Origin of the sequence: Yoonia sp. SDW83-1 (assembly GCF_046762885.1) — a bacterium.
Taxonomy (GTDB): Bacteria; Pseudomonadota; Alphaproteobacteria; order Rhodobacterales; family Rhodobacteraceae; genus Yoonia.
Genome location: NZ_JBKQXO010000006.1, coordinates 92107 through 112480 on the forward strand (window position 1 = coordinate 92107; position 20374 = coordinate 112480).

General features: G+C 58.3%; 18 protein-coding genes. 10 read left to right on the forward strand and 8 right to left on the reverse strand.

Annotated features, from left to right (window positions below):
- Positions 1 to 8: 8 nt before the first annotated feature.
- The 7 genes from ACFWW4_RS09585 to ACFWW4_RS09615 all read right to left on the reverse strand — a co-directional run bounded on the left by ACFWW4_RS09585 (position 9) and on the right by ACFWW4_RS09615 (position 6956).
- Positions 9 to 806, reverse strand: coding sequence for a hypothetical protein (locus tag ACFWW4_RS09585; protein ID WP_411890639.1), 798 nt, complete (start codon positions 804 to 806; stop codon positions 9 to 11).
- Complete coding sequence (locus ACFWW4_RS09590; protein ID WP_411890640.1) at positions 807 to 2624, reverse strand: M3 family oligoendopeptidase; 1818 nt, start codon at positions 2622 to 2624, stop codon at positions 807 to 809.
- Between the two features lie 63 nt (positions 2625 to 2687).
- Entirely contained in the window at positions 2688 to 4277 is a 1590-nt protein-coding gene (locus tag ACFWW4_RS09595) for an ATP-dependent DNA ligase (RefSeq protein WP_411890641.1), read from the reverse strand.
- The gene (locus ACFWW4_RS09600; protein WP_411890642.1) at positions 4274 to 5287 is read right to left on the reverse strand and encodes a ligase-associated DNA damage response exonuclease; all 1014 of its coding nucleotides are present in this window, start codon (positions 5285 to 5287) and stop codon (positions 4274 to 4276) included. Before ACFWW4_RS09600 ends, ACFWW4_RS09595 begins: the two co-directional genes overlap by 4 nt.
- A gap of 249 nt (positions 5288 to 5536) precedes the next feature.
- Complete coding sequence (locus tag ACFWW4_RS09605) at positions 5537 to 5713, reverse strand: hypothetical protein (protein ID WP_411890643.1); 177 nt, start codon at positions 5711 to 5713, stop codon at positions 5537 to 5539.
- Positions 5713 to 6663 carry an alpha/beta hydrolase gene (locus tag ACFWW4_RS09610; protein ID WP_411890644.1) on the reverse strand — a complete coding sequence of 317 codons (951 nt, stop codon included), beginning with the start codon at positions 6661 to 6663 and terminating at the stop codon, positions 5713 to 5715. The genes ACFWW4_RS09605 and ACFWW4_RS09610 overlap by 1 nt, the downstream gene beginning before the upstream one ends.
- Before the next feature lie 2 nt (positions 6664 to 6665).
- A complete protein-coding gene (locus tag ACFWW4_RS09615; RefSeq protein ID WP_411890645.1) occupies positions 6666 to 6956 on the reverse strand; it encodes an SCP2 sterol-binding domain-containing protein in 291 nt (96 codons plus the stop codon).
- Positions 6957 to 7081: 125 nt separating this feature from the next.
- On the opposite strand from ACFWW4_RS09615, the gene ACFWW4_RS09620 reads away from it, so the two are divergent.
- The 8 genes from ACFWW4_RS09620 to ACFWW4_RS09655 all read left to right on the forward strand — a co-directional run bounded on the left by ACFWW4_RS09620 (position 7082) and on the right by ACFWW4_RS09655 (position 16973).
- Positions 7082 to 7588, forward strand: a complete 507-nt coding sequence (locus ACFWW4_RS09620; RefSeq protein ID WP_411890646.1) for a tetratricopeptide repeat protein — start codon at positions 7082 to 7084, stop codon at positions 7586 to 7588.
- Positions 7589 to 7615: 27 nt separating this feature from the next.
- Positions 7616 to 10432, forward strand: a complete 2817-nt coding sequence (locus tag ACFWW4_RS09625) for a helicase-related protein (protein ID WP_411890647.1) — start codon at positions 7616 to 7618, stop codon at positions 10430 to 10432.
- The gene (locus ACFWW4_RS09630) at positions 10429 to 10800 is read left to right on the forward strand and encodes an RNA-binding S4 domain-containing protein (protein ID WP_393930876.1); all 372 of its coding nucleotides are present in this window, start codon (positions 10429 to 10431) and stop codon (positions 10798 to 10800) included. The genes ACFWW4_RS09625 and ACFWW4_RS09630 overlap by 4 nt, the downstream gene beginning before the upstream one ends.
- A gap of 164 nt (positions 10801 to 10964) precedes the next feature.
- Positions 10965 to 11234, forward strand: coding sequence for a hypothetical protein (locus ACFWW4_RS09635; protein ID WP_411890648.1), 270 nt, complete (start codon positions 10965 to 10967; stop codon positions 11232 to 11234).
- A gap of 246 nt (positions 11235 to 11480) precedes the next feature.
- Positions 11481 to 11816: a ferredoxin FdxA gene (gene fdxA / locus ACFWW4_RS09640; RefSeq protein ID WP_393930880.1), complete on the forward strand. Its 336-nt coding sequence runs from the start codon at positions 11481 to 11483 to the stop codon at positions 11814 to 11816.
- Positions 11817 to 12004: 188 nt separating this feature from the next.
- A complete protein-coding gene (locus ACFWW4_RS09645; RefSeq protein ID WP_393930882.1) occupies positions 12005 to 12511 on the forward strand; it encodes a CarD family transcriptional regulator in 507 nt (168 codons plus the stop codon).
- 191 nt (positions 12512 to 12702) lie between these two features.
- Positions 12703 to 13803 (forward strand): efflux RND transporter periplasmic adaptor subunit, encoded by a 1101-nt coding sequence (locus ACFWW4_RS09650; protein ID WP_411890649.1) that lies wholly within the window; start codon positions 12703 to 12705, stop codon positions 13801 to 13803.
- Positions 13803 to 16973, forward strand: a complete 3171-nt coding sequence (locus tag ACFWW4_RS09655; RefSeq protein ID WP_411890650.1) for an efflux RND transporter permease subunit — start codon at positions 13803 to 13805, stop codon at positions 16971 to 16973. The genes ACFWW4_RS09650 and ACFWW4_RS09655 overlap by 1 nt, the downstream gene beginning before the upstream one ends.
- Before the next feature lie 23 nt (positions 16974 to 16996).
- Here the strand turns inward: ACFWW4_RS09655 and ACFWW4_RS09660 are convergent, their stop codons facing one another.
- On the reverse strand, positions 16997 to 17599 hold the full coding sequence (locus ACFWW4_RS09660; protein ID WP_411890651.1) for a TetR/AcrR family transcriptional regulator: 603 nt from the start codon (positions 17597 to 17599) through the stop codon (positions 16997 to 16999).
- Between the two features lie 129 nt (positions 17600 to 17728).
- On the opposite strand from ACFWW4_RS09660, the gene ACFWW4_RS09665 reads away from it, so the two are divergent.
- Positions 17729 to 18193 carry a (2Fe-2S)-binding protein gene (locus ACFWW4_RS09665; protein ID WP_411890652.1) on the forward strand — a complete coding sequence of 155 codons (465 nt, stop codon included), beginning with the start codon at positions 17729 to 17731 and terminating at the stop codon, positions 18191 to 18193.
- 2 nt (positions 18194 to 18195) lie between these two features.
- A complete protein-coding gene (locus ACFWW4_RS09670; protein WP_411890653.1) occupies positions 18196 to 20358 on the forward strand; it encodes a molybdopterin cofactor-binding domain-containing protein in 2163 nt (720 codons plus the stop codon).
- Positions 20359 to 20374 lie beyond the last annotated feature (16 nt).

The following is a 20374-nucleotide window of genomic DNA, read 5'->3' on the forward strand; positions in this document are numbered from 1 at the left end:
ATCACAACTTATTTCCGGTGATATTCTCGTATTGCAGCCAATTCTAAAGCCGTCCTTGGGTTCGAGCCTTTTAGGGTGCCCCGGTGCGCCATCGCATGGCAATTTGGACAAAGTGGGATGAGATCTGTCTGGGGATTGACCAAGCGTTCCAATTGGCCGTTTCCCAAGGGATCGACATGATGAATATGGATGAAGCCAACACCGATCGACCCGTACGCTTCCTCAAAGCAAAAATGGCAGGACTGGCAACGCAGTTTGCCGTCTTTAGAAGTAAAATAGCCAATACAGATTTTGCGCAATTTAGGGTCGCGCTCATACCGATTTGTGGTCACTTGACTGTGCAATCCTTCCAGCAGTGAAGCGTCTGAAACTAAGTATTCGGGTGCAACTGCGTCGTATTCTGCAGCACGAGAAGCTTCAAGTCGGATGAAGAAACTCCTACCGCTCCAATCTGGCCTCCCATTGCGTTTCGAAGGTACAGTGCCAAGAATTCTACACGCTTCCAAAAGAGCTGCCCATGCGTCTGAAAAGCCCGGCTCCCCTTCACTAATCTCTTCGTAACCCAGCTGGGTTAACAAAGGACGAAATCGCTTGAGTGATTGATTGCTTCGCTTTGAATCGGACAGTGACTTGCCTTCTCCCCTCAGATGCAAGAGCCAATATAAAGGAAATACCCGGCTGCTTCTCGGATCAACAACAATGAAGACGTTAGCATTTGCAAGATTTCGTGCCGCCTTCTTTATGTCGATTTTGGCGAACTCTTCAAACTCTTTGATCAGCTTTGGTAATTCGTCAGCAAGAGTCACTCACCCCTCCATCGCCTCCAACTCATCAATGAAGCCTTCGATCATCGCCAGGCCCTTGTCCCAGAATTTCGGGTCTGACGCGTTCAGGCCGAAGGGCGCGAGCAACTCCTTGTGATGCTTGGATCCGCCGGCGCGCAGCATGTCGAAATACTTGGCACGGAAATCCGGGTCGCCTTCCTCGTAAACCGCATAAAGCGCGTTCACGAGGCCATCGCCGAACGCGTAGGCATAGACGTAAAATGGCGAATGCACGAAATGCGGGATATAGGCCCAGAACGTTTCGTACCCGTCGGCGAAATCAAAGACCGGGCCGAGACTTTCGGCCTGCACCGACATCCACAGCGCGTTGATGTCATCCGGCGTCAACTCGCCCTCGGCCCGGGCGGCGTGCAGCTTGCATTCGAAATCGTAAAACGCGATCTGGCGGACGACCGTGTTGATCATATCCTCGACCTTATTGGCGAGCAGGACCTTGCGTTCCTGATCATTCGCGGCGCCTTCCAGCATCTTGCGGAAGGTCAGCATTTCGCCAAAGACCGATGCGGTTTCGGCCAGTGTCAACGGGGTGGAGGACAGCAACTCGCCTTGTTCCGCTGCCAGAACCTGATGCACGCCGTGCCCCAACTCATGCGCCAAAGTCATAACGTCACGAGGTTTTCCCAGATAGTTCAGCATCACGTAAGGATGCACCGGGGTCACGGTCGGGTGCGCAAACGCGCCGGGTGCCTTGCCGGGTTTGACCGCCGCGTCTATCCAGCCATCGGTAAAAAATGGCTTGGCGATGTCGGCCATCTTGGGATCGAATTCGGCATAGGCAGTCATGACCGTTTCGCGTGCTTCGTCCCAATCGACGATCCTGTTGCTTTCCAGTGGCAGGGGCGCGTTGCGATCCCAGACCTGCATGCGGTCCAGCCCTAACCATTTGGCTTTCAACGCATAATAGCGGTGCGACAGGCGAGGGTAGGCGGCGACGACGGCATTGCGTAACGCCTCGACCACTTCCGCTTCCACATGGTTGGACAGGTGCCGACCGGTCTGGGGTGTCGGCATTTTGCGCCAGCGGTCCTCGATCTCTTTTTCCTTGGCCAGCGTGTTGTGGACCCGTGAAAACAGCTTGATGTTATCGTTGAAAACCTTGGCCAGCGCATGGGTTGCGGCCTCGCGCTTGGCGCGGTCCTGTTCGGTCAGCAGGTTCAATGTGGCTTCAAGGCTCAGCGCCTCGCCATCCACCTCAAATTCCAGCGCCGCCATGGTTTCATCGAACAGGCGGTTCCACGCGGCTGACCCGACAGTGGATTGATCATGCAGGAATTTTTCCAACTCGTCTGACAACTGGTGCGGCTTCATCGCGCGCATACGGTCAAACACGGGTTTGTAGCGGGCGAGGTCGGCGTTTTCGGCCAGCAACCCGGCCAGATGATCATCCTCAAGCCGGTTGAATTCAAGGCTGTAGAAGACAAGCGGTGTGGTGAAATTGGTGATCTGGTCCTGACAATCGGCCATGAACTTGGCGCGGTCGCTATCCGTGGTGATCTGGTAATACCGCAGGCCCGCGAATGACATGATGCGCCCGGCGATGACATCAATCTGTTCATAGCGCTGCACGGCTTCCAACAGCCCCGCTGCATCCAGTTCCGCCAGTTTTCCTTCGTAAGTCTTTGCAAAATCTGCACATTCCTGTTCCAGCCAATCCAGATCGCGCTTCAATTCGGGGGCGTCTGTGCTGGGATAAAGATCGGTCAGGTCCCATTCGGGCAGATCACCAAGGTTCTTGCCACCGCTGGCATTGGCGTCGAAAACAGGCTGGGGAAGATGCATCTTTCACCTCTCGTTGGTTTATTTGACGCTATATAGGTTGACGCGACGACAGTGGAAAGGCTGTCAGCCATAGGTGGCCAGCATTTCCTTAAGATCATCAAGCGTGTTCGCCTCATCCACCGGTTTGTCCTTGCGCCAGCGCGACATGCGAGGAAACCGCAGGGCGACGCCGGATTTGTGGCGTGGGCTGGCCTGGATCCCTTCGAAGGCGATTTCGAACACATGGGTTGGCGGCACTTGCCGGACGGGGCCGAAACGCTGCAGGGTGTTCTTGCGGACCCAAGCGGTGATTTCGCGGAACTCGGCATCGGTCAGGCCGGAGTAAGCCTTTGTAAATGGGACCAAATCATTGCCTTGGCGAACCGCGAATGTGTAGTCAGTGAAGAGATTTGCGCGCCGCCCGTGGCCAGCCTGGGCGTAGATCATGACGGCGTCGATGGTCAGTGGGTCGATCTTCCATTTCCACCAGTCGCCGCGCTTGCGCCCCGACAGGTAGGGACTGTCGAGCCGCTTGAGCATCAGGCCTTCCGCGCCGATGTCCCGGGATTGGTCGCGGGCCTTGGCGAGGTCGTCCCATGTCTGGAATTGTACAGCCTCGGACAGCCGAATGGGTGTTTCGTTAGGGGCTTGATTGATGAGCGTTTTCAGATGGTTACGCCGATCTTTTAGAGGGGCGTCGCGGATGTCTTTGCCCTCATGCTCCAGCAGGTCATAGGCCATCAGGATCACGGGGGCTTCGGTCAGCAATTTTTTCGGCACTGTCTTGCGCCCGATGCGTTTCTGCAAGGCGTTGAAAGAAAGCGGTTTTTCGTCGGCGAAAGCAAGGATTTCACCGTCGATGACGGTGCCGTCGGGCAGGTAGTCTTTCAACGTGCTGAGTTCCGGGAAGCGGTCGGTCATCAGGTCTTCGCCGCGCGACCAGAGGTGATGTTCGCCGCCCCGAATGATCAGCTGGCCGCGGATACCGTCCCATTTGCGTTCGGCGTTCCAGTCAGCGGGCGGGCCAAGGTCATCAAGACTATCCAGTTGATAAGCCAGATAAAAAGGGTAGGGGCGGGACAGATCGGCGGTCGGATCATCCGCTTCGATCAGGGTTTCCCAAGTGGCCGTGTCGGGCGTCCAGTTGCCCATCAGTTTGTGGGTCAGTTCCGGTTCCGGCTGACCGGTCGCTTGTGCCAGCGCACGGGTGATCAGTTTTGCGCTAACCCCGATCCGGAAACCGCCTGTCAGCAGCTTGGTAAAGAGAAACCGCTGTGTTGTGGGCAGGCTGTTCCACGCTTTCAGAATGCCGGCCTTGCGGTCCTCCTCCTCCAACGTGGAGAGTGTTTTTATAGTATTGATCCAATAGGTTAAGGATTGGTCATCGTCATGTTCGGCGGGCGGCAGGACCAGCGCGATAGTCTCGGCGAGGTCACCGACGATGCTGTAGCTTTCCTCGAACAGCCAGTCGGGCAGGCCTGCAACCTCGGCCGCCCATTCGCGCAACCTGGTCGCAGTGATCGTCCGCTTGGGGCGACGACCCGTGAAGAGGGCGATGGTCCAGAGCTTGTCGCTGGGATCGGCGGTGCGAAAATAGTCGGCCAAAGCTGCGGTTTTGACCGTGGTCTTGGTGGACTCATCAATGCGGGTGAAAAGCGCGGCAAAGTCCTTCATGCGTCGCTTTCCTCTGCATTATCAAGGCTTTCGCCGTGGTAATCGGTGCTGACGATATGTGCGTCATATCCTTGCGATGTCAGCCAGCGCTGAAAGACGGAGGTATAGCCATGGGTGGCGAAAATCCTTGTTGCACCGGTGGCCTTGATCGCGTCGTTCAGCCCGTCCCAATCCGCGTGGTCAGACACGATAAAGCCCCTGTCGGCAGCACGGCGGCGTCGGACCCCGCGCAGGGCCATCCAGCCGCTGGCAAAGGCGGTCGAGGCGGGACCAAACCGGCGTGTCCACGTGGTGCCAAGGGCGCTGGGGGTCGCCAGAACCAGCGCGCCGGGGTGGGTTTTGGCGTTGATATCGGCGGTGGCATAGGTTGTCTGGGGCAGTGTAATGCCTTGATTTCGCAGCACTTCGTTGGTGTTTTCAATTGCACCATGGGTCAGGATCGGGCCGATATCTGGGTTGACGGTGGCGAGTAGGCGTTGGGCCTTGCCAAGCGCATAGGCCCCGAGGATGGAGGTGCGTCCAGCGGCAGCGTTGGTGGCCCACCAGTCATTGATTTGCTGGGTCAGGATGTCCTGCGGCGTCCATTTGAAGATGGGCAAACCAAAGGTGCATTCGGTAATGAAAGCGTGGCATTTGACAGGCTCGAACGGTTCGGACAGGCCGTCCGCGACGGTTTTGTAATCGCCGGAGACGACCCAGACCTCGCCTTTTACTTCGACCCTGATCTGAGCTGATCCGGGGACGTGCCCGGCGGGGTGAAAGGATACGGTTGCGTCGCCGATTTGCCTGTCTTCGCCGTAGTTTATGGTATTCAGAGTGATCTCGCCAAGCCGGTGGCGCATCACGGGTGCTGTGCCCGTCGTTGCCAGATAGCGCCCCATGCCGGGGCGCGCGTGGTCGCTGTGACCGTGGGTGATCAGGGCACGGTCCACGGGTTGCCACGGGTCGATATGGAAATCGCCAGCAGGGCAGTAAATTCCGCGATCGGTGAAGGTGAGGACATCGGCCATGAGGGAAGTTATAGCGCAGCCGATGCCTGCGTCACGCAACGTTTGGTGGTGCGGACAACATTGCGCAACACCCCGAATCGCAAAACTTGCGAAACCTTCGTTAAAACAGGGGTTTTGTCGAAAAGGGGCGGTCGGCGATGCGTCGGCAAAGCGTCGGACTTGCGTCGGACCTTTTTGCGGAAATTTCCGTGGTTAAGGATGCGTGCGGCGGAAATGTGAATCTGTCGTTAGGATTTGAACGCGCGGCAGCTAACCCGACAGATGCTCCAATATCGTGCCGATCAGCTGGACTGAGATGATGGCGGAGAGCGTCAGGCCAACGACGCCCGGATCGTTTTTCTTTATCAGGACATACCAGCCGTAAAAGATCAGGAAAGAAAGCCCGAGCAGATTGATATAGAGGATGAAGGCTTCGCCGTTGCCCATCACGCGGCTTGTGTCACCAGTTGGGTATCAAACAATGCTGTTGTCTGGTCGATGATCGTCTTTCGGATCCGGGGGGCGTCCATCAGCATTTCATGCTGGCCTTTGGCGATGGTATGCAGGGCGCCGCCTGCCCACTGGCGCATTCTTGACTGGATGCGTCCAGGGTCAACGATGGCCTCATCGCTGCCCAGAAAGGTGATACAGGGCAGATCGGGCGAAGGCGCGAGGCTGAGGTTGTGCATTTCGCGCAACGATGTGTTGAGCCACCGCAAGGACGGGCCGCCAAGGGCCAGGTCGGGGTGTGTGTTAAGCTGTTTGCGCAGCTTTTTGAACATCTCGGGATCGTTGGTCAGCGTGTTGCCTTCGAAATCTGCGCGCAGCACATAGGATTGTTCGAACTGGCCGGGGGCGAGGCTTTGATCGAACCCAAGTGGCGTGCTGACCGCCGAAAGCCCCCAGGCGACAGGGCGCAGGGCGGTGGACATCTGGATGCCCCACATCGGAGCCGAGAACATCGCGGCCTTGACATCCAGCCCTTCCATCAGGGCGCGGAGCCCGATGCAGCCACCCATCGAATGACCGATCAGGAAATAGGGGCGTGGCAGGTCCAGCGCCTTGGCATGGGCCACAACGGCGGCGACATCCATCTGATAGTCGGTGAAATGCCCGACATGCCCGATGGCCCGGTTGGTCAGCAGCCGGTCGGCGATACCTTGCCCGCGCCAGTCAATGGCCAGGCTTGCATAACCGCGGTCATAAAGCGCCTTGGCGGTCGCGCCGTATTTTTCGACAAATTCGGTGCGGCCCGGAAAAATCAGGACCGTCCCCTTGGCATCGGCTGGTTTCCAGTGGCCCACGCGGATGCGCAGGCCATCGGATGTGGTCAGCCAGTGGGCGGCCCCCCCGTGAGGTGCTTCGGCGATATCGTCAAAGAGGGGAGCCTTTTCCATGGTTACGAAAGCACGCCGGACAGTTTCATGGCCTGACCCATGTCGCCATCGACGGTCAGTTTACCGGTCATGAATGCGGTTGTGGGGTTCAGTTCGCCGTCCAGAATGGATTTGAAGGTTTCGGTGTTGGCGGTCAGTGACACATCGGTGTCTTCGTCGCCTGCGCGCGCGCCGTTTTCGTCGATGATGATCGACCCTTCGTCTTCGATGATGAATTTGGCGGTGCCGTCAAAGCCCGCTCCGTCCATTTTTGCGTTCAGGGCGGCTACGGCCTCGGTCACAACGTCGCTCATGTTTTTGTCCTCTTTCATTGATGTGACTGTGCCCCTCTGGTGTTGGCTGCACAGTACGCTACATTAGCGTTATGGTTACGCAGACACATCGCTTCAAATGTATCGTTACGGCACTTGTTTTAGGAGTGGGGTTTTCCTTACCTGCGAGTGCTCAGCAATCGACGCTAGATACGCTTTATCAAGAGCTGCTCCAGGCAGATGAGACAACCTATCTGCGTATCGAAGAGCAGATTATCGCCCAATGGGAGAAGAGCGGTTCGCCCGCGATGGACCTTTTGTTGCGCCGTGGGCAGGACGCGCTGGATGATGGCGCGCCGGATGTGGCGGTTGAGCATTTTTCCGCTCTTGTCGATCACGCCCCGGATTTTGCCGAAGGCTATTATGGCCGTGCGACATCGTTTTACATGCTGGGTATGATCGGCCCGGCCCTTGATGATATCCGCCAGACCCTGCGCCTGAACCCCCGCCATTTCGAGGCGATGCGCGGTCTGGCCACGATGATGCAGGAGCTGGAACGGCCCGAAGATGCGCTGGATCTCTACGAGCTGGTTCTGGCGATCAACCCGCAATCAGCCGAGACGCGGGCCGCGATTGATGCTTTGACAATTGAACTGGAAGGGCAGGCGCTCTGACAGCCTGTCCCCTGATCGGGGAAAGACATGCAAGCCTCCCGGATTACGGCGGTTCTTGGCCCGACAAACACGGGCAAGACGCATTACGCGATTGAACGGATGTTGTCCTATCGGACCGGTGTGATCGGTCTGCCGCTGCGTCTGCTGGCGCGCGAGGTTTATGACCGGATTGTCGCGGTGCGCGGCCCGTCTGTTGTCGCGCTGATTACCGGGGAAGAACGGATCGTACCGCCGCGTGCGGCCTATTGGGTCTGCACGGTCGAGGCGATGCCGGACGGTATGGGTTGCGATTTTCTGGCGGTGGACGAGATACAGTTATGCGCTGATCCAGAGCGCGGCCATGTGTTTACCGACCGGCTGCTGCATGCGCGCGGCCTGCATGAAACCTTGTTTCTGGGCGCTGACACGATGCGTGGCGCGATTGCCGCCATGGTGCCGGAGGCGCAGTTCATGCGCCGCGACCGGATGTCCGAATTATCATATACAGGTTCGAAAAAGATAAGCAGAATGCCCAGCCGCGCCGCGATTGTGGGGTTTTCTGTTGAAAATGTCTATGCGATCGCAGAGCTGTTGCGCCGCACAAAAGGCGGTGCTGCGGTGGTGATGGGTGCGCTGAGCCCCCGCACCCGCAACGCCCAGGTCGAGATGTATCAGAACGGCGATGTGGATTATCTGGTGGCGACTGATGCCATCGGGATGGGCCTGAACCTTGATATCAGCCATGTCGCCTTTTCGTCGCTGACCAAATTTGACGGTCGCCGGATGCGGCATTTGCAGCCAGATGAGCTGGCGCAGATTGCCGGCCGCGCTGGCCGCCATATCGAGAACGGCACCTTTGGCGTTACCGGCGAAGCACCGCCGCTGGATGAGGCCGTGGCCGAAGCAATTGCCGATCATCGGTTCCAACCCGTCAAGAAGCTGCAATGGCGCAACAGTGACTTGCAGTTCGGGTCGGTGAAACGGCTGATCGCCAAGCTGGAAGAACGCACCGACGATCAATGGTTGACCCGTGTCCGCGAAAGCGACGATCTGCGTGCGCTCAAGACGCTGGCGGCGGATACAGAGGTGGCGGCGCGCGCCACTGATGGCCCGTCGGTCAAACTGTTGTGGGATGTTTGCCGCATTCCCGATTTCAGGGGCATTTCAGCCGGAGAACATGCCGGGTTGCTGACGCATATTTACAATGATCTGCATCAGCTTGGGCATGTTGATGCCAATTGGTTCGCCCTTCAGGTGAAACGGATTGACCGGGCCGATGGGGACATTGATACGCTGTCCAAGCGGTTGGCCTATATTCGGACATGGACGTATGTGGCCCAACGCAAGGGGTGGTTGGTTGACGAATCTCATTGGCGCGAGGAAACCCGCGCGGTAGAAGACCGTTTATCGGATGCACTGCATGGTGCATTGACGCAAAGATTTGTGGACCGGCGGACCAGCATTCTGCTTCGCCGGCTCAAACAGAAGGAGAGCCTTGTGGCTGACGTGAACGACAAGGGTGAAGTAACGGTTGAGGGCGAATTCGTCGGGCGGCTGGAAGGGTTCCGGTTTCGCATGGACAAGGCGGGGAGCCCGGATGAGGCCAAGACGTTGCGCCAGGCCTCGGTGGCGGCACTGGTGCCGCAGTTTCACCTGCGCGCGGATCGCTTTTATAATGCCCCGGACCCCGAGATTGATTTCACCGAACAGGGTGGATTGATGTGGGGCGATCAGGCCGTGGGCAAGCTGGTGGCGGGTGCCGATCCGTTCAAGCCGGGGGTTGAGGCGTTTGTCGATGAAGAGGCCGGGCCTGATGTGGCCGCCAAGGTGCAGCGCCGTCTGCAGCATTTCATTGACCGCAAGATCGCAGCCGGGTTCGAAGGTTTGCTGGCGCTGAAGAATGACGAGACCCTGACAGGGGCCGCCAAGGGGTTTGCCTTTCGCATGGCGGAAGGCTTTGGTATCATCCCGCGCGGGGAAGTGGCCGATGAGGTCAAGGCGCTGGATCAGGATGCCCGCGGCGCGCTGCGCAAACATGGCGTCCGGTTTGGCCAGTTCACGATTTTCCAGCCCTTGCTGCTGAAACCCGCGCCGACCCGTTTACGCCTTGTGCTCTGGTCGCTGACCAAGGGCTTGCAGGAGTTCCCTGAAAGCCCGCCCCCCGGTCTGGTGACCGTGCCCGCATCCAAAGACGCCGTGCCCGGCTATTACGCCATGGCGGGCTATCGTGCTGCCGGTGAACGGGCGATCCGCATCGACATGCTAGAACGTTTGGCTGATATGCTGCGCGATCAGGACAGCCGTGGCGGGTTCGAGGCGAACCCCGATATGCTGTCGATCACCGGCATGACGTTGGACCAGTTTGCCGATCTGATGACGGGTCTGGGCTATAAAGCCGAAAAGGGCGAACGCGAGAAAACCCGCGCAGTCGCCACGCAAGCTATCGCCCAAAGTGATCCGTTGCCGGAAACGCCCCCGACCGAGGTGCCGGGCGACACACCGCCCGAAAGCCCGGTCGAGACACCACAGGAAACCCCGGTCGAGGTTCCAGTCGAGACCCCGACAGAAACACCCGTCGAAGTGCCGCCAACCACCGATGAGGTGCCGGCGGAGACGACGCTTGAGGTGGCCGATACCGGCCCCGAGATCGAAGTGTTCTACACATTCACCTGGGGCGGTCGTGCAGCACGACCTGCCCGCCCGCAAGGTGACCGCCCGAAAGGCAAGGGAAAACCAAAAGGGCGTGGTAAACCGCAGGGTGGTGGCAACAAGCCGCAAAGCTATCAGGCCAAACCGAAGCGTGAAAAGCAGATCGATCCGGATAATCCCTTTGCCGCCGCACTGGCCGGGTTCAAGAAGGATTGACCGACCCCCGTCCGACCATCCGGCTGGATAAATGGCTGTGGCATGCGCGGTTTTTCAAATCGCGCAGCCTAGCCGCCGGGGTTGTGACAGCGGGCAAGGTGCGTGTCGATAGCCAACCGGTCAGCAAACCTGCCCGGCCCGTAGGCCCCGGTGATGTCCTGACATTCATTCAGGCGCGTGAGACGAAAGTGGTGCGCATTCTGGCCTGTGGCGAACGACGCGGACCCGCGCCAGAGGCGCAGGCGCTGTATGAAGATCTGACACCTGCGCCGGTCGCGCGCCCACGCGCCGCACAAGGTGCCAATCCGAAATACGAAAAAGGCGGCAGGCCTACCAAGAAGGATCGGCGTGATATGGGGTTGGACTAGCAGATCACGGCAAGTGTCAGGTGGTACGCGGAATCTTAGCGGAAAATCATTAATCGCGCGGCTTTTTTTTTGGGGGCATCGATTTTTTTGGGAACCGATTTGCCGTGGCGGGGTTATGTCGTCAACTGCGCTTCGACGCAGGTAACAGTATGATGGAGACGACTATGAAAAACCTTATGTCCACAGCCGCATTGAGCTTTACACTGATTGGCGCATCGACCTTTGCCTTGGCCGATGCCCATGCCGATGTCACGGCGGTGACCTGTGCAGAGTTTGCCGAGATGGAACTGATCGATCAGGAATCGATGCTGGCCGAGCTGACCGCGACCGTCGAAGGCGCGGACAATGACGAAGTCATGATCGGTGACGTGCAGGTACTGTGTAACGGGTCGGAAGACGAGACTGTTGCCAGCGTGCTGAGCGAAGAGTCTTAAGCGCCGTTTTCTAAGATAATTCAGTCGCATGACAACTGGACATGGCATGCCCGACACTTCGGGCATGCCTTTTTTGTGCGCTACACGGCCACACTGTTCTGTCAGGCGGGTCTGAGTTGGGACGATGGTCTGAACTTACTGAAATGCCGGGATATGATGACGCACCGTTGCGTCAAAAGGCCTTTCGATCTTGAATGCCGTTTGCGTCTGGCATAGCTACCTGTCGACAGTTATCCGGATGCCTTCATGACCTACATCGTCAACGACAATTGTATCGCCTGCAAATACACCGACTGTGTCGAGGTATGCCCTGTGGATTGCTTCTATGAGGGTGAAAATATGCTGGTGATCCATCCTGACGAGTGTATCGATTGTGGTGTCTGCGAACCCGAGTGCCCTGCCGATGCGATCCGCCCCGACACAGAGCCGGATATGGAAAAGTGGGTGGAGTTCAATCGCAAGTATTCCGAGATGTGGCCGGTGATCATTACCAAGAAAGATCCGTTGCCGACCGCAGAAGAAATGGATGGCAAGGATGGCAAGATGGAACTGTTTTCCGAGGCACCGGGCGAGGGCGGCTAACGCCCTGAAAAGCATGAATTTTGGGGTGCCGTAACGCGGTGCTTTCGAAAAGTGCGTTTTTATGATATGATTCCCGCAATGCTGCGAACAATGTGACTCAAAACAGGCTGGCTGAATACCCGGCGGTGACGTGATGTCTCCGGCGGTTTTTTGTCGGTTTGTGTTGGGATCGCCATGAAAGGACGATCATGAGTAAGAAGAAAAGTGAATTCAGCCCCGAGCAGTTTGTCGTTTATCCCGCACATGGGGTCGGCAAGATTATTTCGGTTGAAACACAAGAGGTTGCCGGTTTCGAACTGGAGCTTTTTGTGATCGCGTTTGAAAAGGACAAGATGACCTTGCGCGTGCCGACGCACAAGGCCACCGAAGTGGGCATGCGTGCGCTGGCCACCCCGGATGTCGTGTCTCACGCAATGAAGACCCTGCGTGGCAAGGCCAAGGTCAAGAAAGCCATGTGGTCCCGCCGGGCGCAGGAATATGAGCAAAAGATCAACTCCGGCGATCTGATCGCAATTGCTGAAGTGGTCCGCGACCTGCACCGTCAGGATGATCAGCGCGAGCAGAGCTATTCCGAACGCCAGCTTTATGAAGCTGCGTTGGAGCGTCTGACCCGCGAAATCGCTGCCGTGGCAGGCAATGATGAAAACGCGGCCGCCGCCGAGATTGATTCAGTGCTGGTCGGGCGCGCCGCCTAACCGCCCGAATATAACTGCAAATACAGCGGCACCATGGGGTGCCGCTGTATTTGTTTGTAGCGTCACGGCCTTTGCCTGTCGATATGCGCGCTGGTCACTATTGGTGATCGCCGGTGTCGCACGTTTGGGTATTAAGCGCTTGTTTACCTCCGGAGCATCCGCGCTAGATCGAGTGCGAAGGAGTGCGCGCTATGCCATTTTTCAGAAATCTGACGCTAATAATCTGCGTGCTGGCACCCGTCGTTGCGTTTTCGCAAGGACGCGCCGCTGCCGTTGGTGTGCAGCCGGTCGAGCAACGTGTTCTATCCGAGACGGTGCCGGTGTTCGCCGAGGTGGTTACCGCCCGAGATGGATCGGTCGCAGGGCGCATTGCAGGCAATGTGCAGACCGTGAACGTTCTTGTGGGCGACCGTGTCAGCGCGGGCGATCTGTTGGTTCAGCTGGACCGTGAACTTCTGACCATTCAGGTGCGTCAGTCCGAGGCACAGATTGCAGAAGCCCAGGCAGGGACCGCAACCGCGCAGGCGCGTCTTGATCGTGTCCGTATCGCATTTGACCGGGTGGAGGCCTTGCGCCAGACAACCGCATTCAGCCAGGGGCGTTTTGATGATGCGCAGGCCGATTTGCTGGAGGCGCAGTCGCAACTGGCCGAGGCGCAATCGCGGGAAAAATCGGCTGAAGCACGTCTGGCTGAAACCGAATATCAACTGGCGCGCAGCGAAATCCGGGCGCCATTTTCAGGTGTGGTTCTTGAGGTCAACACCATACCAGGCGCATTTATCCAAGCGGGCACGCCGGTTGTGCGTTTGCTTGACGTTGAGGCGTTTGAAGTCCGGGCGAATGTACCGGCGCGCTACATGGCATTTCTTGATGATGGTGCGGCTGTGATCGGTCAAACAGAAGACGGTCACGAACTGGCGCTGCAACTACGCGCTGTTTTACCCGCAGAAGACCCTGCCACCCGGACGCGAGGCGTGTTGTTTACCGATAGCGGCTCCGCCCGGAGCCTGGTCGCCGTTGGTCAGTCCATTACCGTCAATATTCCTGTGGGTGAGGCACGTGAGGTGCTGTCTGTGCCCAAGGATGCCCTTGTGCAATCTCGTGGCGGCTGGACCGTTTTTGTTGCCGCCGATGACAAGGCCCAGCCGCGCGCTGTGACCCTTGGTGTGCCATTGGGCGATCGTTATGAGGTGCTGGATGGATTGCAGGACGGTGATCTTGTCGTGGTCCGCGGCAATGAGCGCTTGCGCCCCGGCCAGGACATCGCCCCATCAGTTGTGGAGACCAACTGATGAATGTGATCCGCTATGCGATTGAACGCCCTGTCGCCGTTATGGCAGCCGTTCTGATTGCGGTGCTTTTCGGTACGCTGGCGCTGTCCCGTATCCCAATCCAGCTGGCACCGGATGTGCGCAAGCCGATCGTTGTTATTGAGACGAGTTGGCCGGGTGCCGCCCCGACGGAAATCGAACGCGAGATTGTGAACCCGCAGGAAGAGACCCTGCGGGGACTTGATGGGCTGGAGATCATGACCTCGCGCTCACAGACAGGGCAGGCGTCGGTCACGCTGGAATTTGCCATCGGCACGGATATGAGCCAGTCGCTTTTGCTGGTGTCAAATCGGCTGGACCGGGTGAGCGGCTATCCCGAAGAGGCGAGTGAGCCGACGCTGAACACATCCGGATCGGACGATAGCCCGATTGCCTGGGTTTTGCTGACGGCGCAGGAGGGAAATACCCGCCCGATGCCAACCTACGGTGATTTCCTTGAGGATGTCATCAAGGACCGGGTCGAACGGATTGAAGGTGTTTCCGCGGTCAACGTCTTTGGCGGCACCCAGCGTGAATTGCAGGTTGTTATCGACCCCCAGCGTCTGTCCCGCTATGGCCTGACCGTTCCCGAAGTGGTTCGGACGATGCGCGCCGAGAATATCTCGATCTCGGCCGGTGATGTTGATGAAGGCAAGCGGCGCTATGTCGTGCGCACCGAAAGCAGTCTGAACACGGAACAGGCGATCCGTGATGTTGTGCTTCGGTCCGGAGTGGCGAATGGCGGGTCTGGCCGGGTGCGCGTTGCTGACGTGGCGGATGTTGCATTTGCCTATAAGGAGGCGACCAGCCGATTGCGTTTCAAGGGACAGCCGGGGCTTGCCTTTAACGTCGTGCGCGAATCCGGGGCGAATGTGATCAGCGTCATGGAAGAGTTCCGCCATGTCCTTGATGAACTACGGGCCGGGCCGCTGGCCGAGGTTGGTTTGGACGCCGATCAGGTCTATGACGAAACGATCTATATTCAGGGCGCGATTGATCTGGTGGTGCAGAATATTTGGATTGGCGCCGCGCTGGCGGCGCTGGTCCTGCTGATATTCCTGCGCAGTCCGCGCGCCACGCTGGTGGTGTCCCTGTCGATCCCTGTGTCTATCGTGGCGACATTTGTTGCGATGGCGCTGACGGGGCGGACGCTGAACGTCATTTCGCTGGCCGGTATCGCCTTTGCCATAGGTATGATCGTTGACGCCGCCATCGTCGTTTTGGAGAATATCTATCGCCTGCGCGAAAAAGGCTATAACCGTCGCGAGGCTGCCTATCTGGGTGCAAAGCAGGTCTGGGGCGCGATCCTTGTGTCTGCGCTGACGACGGTGCTTGTCTTTATTCCGATCCTGATCATGCAGCTTGAGGCAGGGCAGCTGTTCCGCGACATTGCTGTCGCCATCTCTGTATCGGTGTTATTGTCGCTTTTGGTGGCGGTCACAGTGATCCCGGCATTGGCGAGCCGATTGTTGCGGGCCGATGATCAGAAACCGATGCGTCTTTGGGGCATTGACCATATTGCGTCAGGCTTCAGCCGACTGGTCATGGCATATGTGCGGCTGACGGTCCGTGTGCGCACAGTTGGCGTGTTGATGGTGGTCATCATTGCCGGGGGTGCTGCGGTGGCCAGTTGGGCCTTTCTGCCAAGGTTGGAATATCTGCCCGAAGGCAACCGAAACCTGGTCTTTGGCCTGATCATTCCGCCACCCGGCTACAATCTGGAAACGACCGAGACTATTGCCCAGCGGATCGAAGCCGTCGCTCAACCGCTTTGGGAGGCAGCGCCGGACCTGCAGACCGATGATGGGACACCGGCGATTGACAGTTTCTTTTTCGTTGCGACACCTGGCAATTCATTTGTCGGAGCGGGTGCTGTGGATCCGCAGCGGGCTGGTGAATTGATACCGGTTCTGAGCCGCCCGATTTTTGCCGAACCCGGCACGTTTGGCTTCATGACCCAACCGTCGCTCTTTGGGCGCGGCGTGGGCGGGGGTCGCACGATTGAACTGAATATCTCTGGTCAGGATCTGGACGATATCCTTGGTGTTGCTGGCCGGGCCGCAGGGATTGTGTCGCAGTTGTTGCCCCGGTCGGAGGGGCATCAGTTCCGCCCGATCCCCGGGCTGGAACTGGGCGCGCCCGAGGTCCGGTTGTTGCCGGATCGCCTGCGTCTTGCAGATGCCGGGCTGGACAGTTCTGCATTGGCGGCCACAGTGGATGCGTTCAACGATGGATTGCGTGTTGCCCAGATCACGATCGGGTCTGATCGGGTGGATCTGGTGCTGAAGGGCGACCCGTCGATATCTGCCGCAACGCGCACGCAGGATGTGGGCAATTACCCTGTGGTCACGCCCAGCGGCCAGATTGTTCCGGTGTCTGCCCTTGCTGATGTGGTTTTGACAGCGGGTCCGACGGAAATTCGCCATCGTGAGCGGTTGCGCACCGTGACGCTGGAAGTCCGCCCGTCCGATGCGCTGCCGCTGGAGGAGGCTGTTGAACTGCTGGAGACAGAAGTTGTTGATGTGCTGACAGAACAGGGGTTGCCGGCGGATATCCGTTTGAGCGTTTCCGGCACGGCGGACCAATTGAGCCAGACCTGGTCGGCCATTCAGATCAATCTGATTGTGGCGCTGATCATCGTTTTTCTTGTCATGGCTATTCTTTTTGAAAGCTTTGTTCTGCCGTTGGTGATCCTGATCGCGGTTCCCGTTGCTGCCGCGGGTGGCGTTGGCGGATTGGCCTTGCTGAACACCTATCAGGTGCAGCCACTGGATATGCTAACCTTGCTTGGGTTCATCATTCTGGTCGGCATCGTGGTGAACAACGCAATCCTGATCGTGCATCAAACCCTTTATCATCTGCGCGAAGAAGACATGGCCCCGATTGATGCGATTGAAGAGGCGACGCGCAACAGAATTCGCCCGATCTTTATGTCGACATTGACTAGCGTGATGGGGATGCTGCCGCTGATCATTTTTCCGGGTGAAGGATCGGAACTCTATCGCGGTCTGGGTGCGGTGGTTGTCGGCGGGTTGTCGATGTCGGCATTTCTGACTTTGCTGACGGTTCCGCCGCTGCTGCGGCTGTGCATTACTGCGTCCGACCAAAGGGTGAAAGAGGAGTTGTCCGGCGTGAAAGAGGCCGCAGCCTGACGTTTTGTTTCGCGTGATGCTGATCAGACGCCATAGCGGCGCATGATCAACTCCACACTGCTGTCGACGATGTTTGACATCTCATCGATGGATACCACTGGCGCGCCAAAGACAACGGGCCAGAAGGCCTTGCCTTTCAAAAGGGCGATGAATTCCTCCGCTGCGACACGCGGATCATCAACCCGCAATTGCCCGTCGGCTGTCGCCTCTTTCAACAGAGCCTCAATCGGCGCTGTGAAATCGGTTTTTTCCTGATTTTCCTCGACCAGTTCCGGGCTGCGCAACACCTCGCTCATGACAAGTCTTGTGGTCGCCATGATATCGGGTGACGTCATCAAACGCCCTTCAGCATGACCAAAGGCCGAAAGCTGATCACGAATATCGCGGCCTTTTTCATATTTGATATCAAATGGCTCAGCGAATTTGGCCCAGTGCCTGCGGATCAGTTCCTGGAACAGTTTTTCCTTGCTTTCGAAGTGTTTGTAGACCGTCCGCTTCGATGCACCGGCCCGTGCGGAAATGCGATCCATGCTGGTCGAGGCAAAGCCATTTTCATGAAACTCGGCAACGGCGGCTTGAAAAATTTGCTCGCGCTTTACGTGTATTGGACAGACAGGATCGTTCATTCGGCGCCTAGGTATTTCTTGTCAGACTAGTGGGTAAACGTGCCGGTTTACAACTGTCAAACCCAGCCGTAAGGTAAACTCATAAGTTTACACCATCATAAGTGAATAATTCCATCAGGAGGTCCCCACATGAGTCTCACACTCAAGCTCAATGGCGTTGAACGTACTGTCGACGCTGACCCTGACACGCCACTTCTTTGGGTGATCAGGGACGAATTGCAGATGACGGGCACAAAGTTTGGCTGCGGGGTCGCGTCATGCGGGGCCTGCACGGTCCATGTCGACGGGCAACCGACCCGGTCTTGCCAGGCCTATGTGGGTGATTTGGAGGGCACCGAGATCACGACCATCGAAGCAATTAGCGCCACCAAGGAGGGGGCTGCCATCCAGCAGGCATGGATGGAGCTTGATGTCGTGCAATGCGGCTATTGCCAGTCCGGCCAGATCATGTCCGCCGTTGGCCTGCTGACAGAAAACCCCAAGCCGTCCGTGGAAGAGATCAACGATTATATGCATGGTAATGCCTGCCGCTGCGCCACCTATCAACGCATTCGCGCCGGTATCCAGCGCGCATCTGAAATCCTGGAGGCTTGATCATGACCATCAACACATCCCGTCGTGGGTTCCTCAAGGGATCTGCCGCTGCTGGCGTCTTGCTGGTCATCGGAGCCAGGCCTGATGGCGCCATCGCCGCTGGCGATGCGGCCGCACAGCTCAACCCCTTTGTGAAGATTGGCGAAGACGGTCGCGTTATCGCCGTCATCAAGCACTTTGAAAAGGGCCAGGGCCCAGCGACCGGCCTGTCGACACTGATCGCGGAAGAAATCGGCCTGCGCATGGATCAGATCGACTATGAATTCGCGCCATCCAACCCAGAACTATATGCCAATTTGGCCTTTGGCCAGATTCAGGGCACCGGCGGCTCGACGGCTATGGCCAACTCCTTCATGCAATACCGTCAGGCCGGGGCCGCCGCACGCACTGTGCTGATCGAGGCCGCTTCGAGCGCCTGGAATGTTGATGCCGCATCGCTGGATATCGTGGATGGTGAGATCACCGGCGGGGGAAATACTACCCCGATTGGTGAGTTTGTTGCGGCTGCGGCAGAGCTTGATGCGCCGGCCGAGCCAACACTCAAGACACCGGAGCAATGGCGGCTGATCGGCAACCCGGATGTGCGGCGTCTTGATAGTGAGATCAAGGGGGACGGCACGGCCATGTTCGCCATGGATGTCTATCTGCCAAATCAGATGGTCGCCATGCTGGCGCGTCCGCCGCAGATGGGCGGGCTGGTCACAGGCTTTGACGACAGCGAGGCCAAGTCAGTTGCAGGCTTCATTCGCGCGGCAACCCTGCCCAACAATGCTGCTGTGGCCGTCTATGCGGAAAGCACCTGGGCCGCGATGCAGGCGCGGGATTTGCTGACGGTTGAGTGGGATTTGTCTAATGCCGAAAACCGCGACAGTGCACAAATCAAGGATGAAATCCTGGCCGCACTTGATGCGGACGCGGAATTCAACGTTCTGAAAAACGATCCGGCACCTATGGATCAGGCGGCGACGGTCGTTGAGGAAACGTTCTACTTCCCGCTGCTTGCCCACGCGCCGATGGAGCCGCTGAACTGCACCATCGAAGCGAATGAGGATGGCGGCATCACGCTGCATGATGGCGCACAAATGCCCACCGGGCCACATATGGCGCTGGCCCAGATCTTTGAGTTGCCCATGGACAAGGTGCGCATCAATACGATGCTTGCCGGTGGCTCCTTCGGGCGCCGCGCGACGCCGACGGCAGACTATCAGGTCGAGGCGGGTCTGGCCTTTGCGATCACCGACCGGACCCGCCCTGTGAAACTGGTCTGGAGCCGGGAGGACGACATCAAGGGCGGCTATTACCGCCCCGCATTCGGCCATCGGGTCCGGGTCGGTCTGTCAGAAGAGGGCGAGATCGTGGCCTGGGATCACCGCATTGCGGGGCAGTCGATCATGAAGGGCACCGCTTTCGAAGCGTTCGCCGTCCATGACGGGGTGGACCATTCCTCGGTCGAAGGGGTCGCAGACACCCCCTACACCATCCCCGGCTTCCATGTCGGTCTGACGGATACCCCGAAAGCGACAAGTACGCTGTGGTGGCGTGCGGTCGGCCACACCCATACCGCCTATGCGATGGAGGTCATGATGGACCGGGCCGCCCTGGCGGCCGGACGCGACCCGGTGGAATTCCGGCTTGCTTATCTTGGCGACAGCATGGACGGCCGCCGCAAGGCCGCTGTCCTGCAATTGGCCGCCGAGAAGGGCAACTGGGGCAACCCGGCTGACGGTAACAGTCAGGGCATCGCCGTCCACAAATCCTTTGGCAGCTTCGTGGCCGAGGTTGTCGAAATCTCGGGCGATCCGGCCAACGGCGTGCAGATTGAAAAGGTGACCTGCGCCGTCGATTGCGGGATCGCCGTAAACCCGGATGTGATCAAGGCCCAGATTGAAGGTGGGGTCGGGTATGGTCTGGGTCATGCAATGCGCGACGAGATCACGTTGACCGGCGGCGTCGTGGATCAGTACAACTTTCCCGACTACGAGCCGCTGCGGATCGGCGATATCGGCGCGATAGAGACCCATATCGTGCCCTCGGCTGAACCCCCAACCGGCATTGGTGAGCCGGGCACACCTCCTTCGGCACCAGCGCTGGCTAACGCCATTGCAAATGCAGGTCAGGTCGTGGCGGTGTTGCCGATGGTGAATGACGGCGTCGCGTTCGTCTGATGGACAGCGCGCCGCC

Bases quoted from the DNA above. Each gene is read 5' to 3' on its own strand.
- ACFWW4_RS09590 (WP_411890640.1), bottom strand. From the start codon at position 2,624: ATGCATCTTCCCCAGCCTGTTTTCGACGCCAATGCCAGCGGTGGCAAG.
- ACFWW4_RS09595 (WP_411890641.1), bottom strand. From the start codon at position 4,277: ATGAAGGACTTTGCCGCGCTTTTCACCCGCATTGATGAGTCCACCAAG.
- ACFWW4_RS09600 (WP_411890642.1), bottom strand. From the start codon at position 5,287: ATGGCCGATGTCCTCACCTTCACCGATCGCGGAATTTACTGCCCTGCT.
- ACFWW4_RS09605 (WP_411890643.1), bottom strand. From the start codon at position 5,713: ATGGGCAACGGCGAAGCCTTCATCCTCTATATCAATCTGCTCGGGCTT.
- ACFWW4_RS09610 (WP_411890644.1), bottom strand. From the start codon at position 6,663: ATGGAAAAGGCTCCCCTCTTTGACGATATCGCCGAAGCACCTCACGGG.
- ACFWW4_RS09615 (WP_411890645.1), bottom strand. From the start codon at position 6,956: ATGAGCGACGTTGTGACCGAGGCCGTAGCCGCCCTGAACGCAAAAATG.
- ACFWW4_RS09625 (WP_411890647.1), top strand. From the start codon at position 7,616: ATGCAAGCCTCCCGGATTACGGCGGTTCTTGGCCCGACAAACACGGGC.
- ACFWW4_RS09635 (WP_411890648.1), top strand. From the start codon at position 10,965: ATGAAAAACCTTATGTCCACAGCCGCATTGAGCTTTACACTGATTGGC.
- fdxA (WP_393930880.1), top strand. From the start codon at position 11,481: ATGACCTACATCGTCAACGACAATTGTATCGCCTGCAAATACACCGAC.
- ACFWW4_RS09645 (WP_393930882.1), top strand. From the start codon at position 12,005: ATGAGTAAGAAGAAAAGTGAATTCAGCCCCGAGCAGTTTGTCGTTTAT.
- ACFWW4_RS09650 (WP_411890649.1), top strand. From the start codon at position 12,703: ATGCCATTTTTCAGAAATCTGACGCTAATAATCTGCGTGCTGGCACCC.
- ACFWW4_RS09655 (WP_411890650.1), top strand. From the start codon at position 13,803: ATGAATGTGATCCGCTATGCGATTGAACGCCCTGTCGCCGTTATGGCA.
- ACFWW4_RS09660 (WP_411890651.1), bottom strand. From the start codon at position 17,599: ATGAACGATCCTGTCTGTCCAATACACGTAAAGCGCGAGCAAATTTTT.
- ACFWW4_RS09665 (WP_411890652.1), top strand. From the start codon at position 17,729: ATGAGTCTCACACTCAAGCTCAATGGCGTTGAACGTACTGTCGACGCT.
- ACFWW4_RS09670 (WP_411890653.1), top strand. From the start codon at position 18,196: ATGACCATCAACACATCCCGTCGTGGGTTCCTCAAGGGATCTGCCGCT.